General features: G+C 55.0%; 2 pseudogenes. One reads left to right on the forward strand and one right to left on the reverse strand.

Annotated elements, in window-relative coordinates:
- Nucleotides 1-228: 228 nt before the first annotated feature.
- Nucleotides 229-462 (forward strand): annotated as a pseudogene (locus F3H26_RS19320) (transposase); the annotation flags it as partial.
- 48 nt (nt 463-510) lie between these two features.
- Here the strand turns inward: F3H26_RS19320 and F3H26_RS19325 are convergent.
- Nucleotides 511-927: pseudogene (locus F3H26_RS19325) on the reverse strand (transposase); the annotation flags it as partial.
- Nucleotides 928-1,022 lie beyond the last annotated feature (95 nt).

Consider the following 1,022-nt stretch of genomic DNA (forward strand, 5'->3'; position numbering starts at 1 on the left):
TCATAGCGACGTTGAGACATGCTGCTCTCCTCTTTCACAGAAGTGAATCAGAAACCCTCAAACGCCGATAGCGATTTATGAGTGTGTGACCTAGTGTCTGCCCCAACGAAGGGACGGACAATGACACGAAAGAGATTTACGGAAGGCGATGTGATCCCAGAGAACTGCACCATATTTGGCTTAGAGACTTCCGCGACGAGTCCCCGGCTGGGAAAGGAGCGGAAACACATGAAGGCATCGAAGTTCACGGACGCGCAGAAGGCGTTCATCATCAAACAGGGCGAGGACGGAACGCCAGTTGCGGAAATCCGCCGCAAGACCGGGATCAGCCAGGCGACGTATTTCAACTGGATGAAAAAGTGCGCCGGGCTGATGCCGTCGGAGATGAAGCGGTTGGGCGAATTGGAAGATGAGAATGCTCGGCTGAAGAGGATCGTCGCAGATCTGACCCACGACCGGGAAACGAACCGCCCCGGGTTTGCCGGAGCGTTTCTGGTTCAATGATTGGGCTGCTTCGTTCGGCGTGAAGTATCCGATGGCGCTGTGCAGGCGTTCAGTGTTGTACCAATCCACCCATTTCAAGGTTTGCCATTCCACCTGGTTCATTGATTTCCAAGGGCCAAGGAAGTTGAAGACTTCGGTCTTGATCAGACCGATGATGCTTTCGGCCAAGGCGTTGTCGTAGGAATCCCCGACGCTGCCGACTGAGGTGCCGATCCCGGCTTTGGCCAGCCGCTCGGTGCATCTGATCGACAAGTGCTGACTGCCGCGATCGCTGTGATGGATCAGTTTGCTCGCCTTGGAAGGTGCCCTTTGGCAGATCGCCTGGTTCAGGGCGTCCAGTACTAACCCGGTGGTCATTGATGTCGAAATCCGCCAGTCGACGATCGTGCGGGCGAAGACGTCGATGATGAAGGCCACATAAACTGTAAAACTTCAGACTTGATCTGACGGACACCTCAGCGGACAGCGCTGAGAATGGGTTGTTGGCCGTCCGATTGATCGGAAGTCCTGATTGTCTT

Origin of the sequence: Ruegeria intermedia (assembly GCF_900129345.1) — a bacterium.
GTDB lineage: Bacteria > Pseudomonadota > Alphaproteobacteria > Rhodobacterales > Rhodobacteraceae > Ruegeria > Ruegeria intermedia.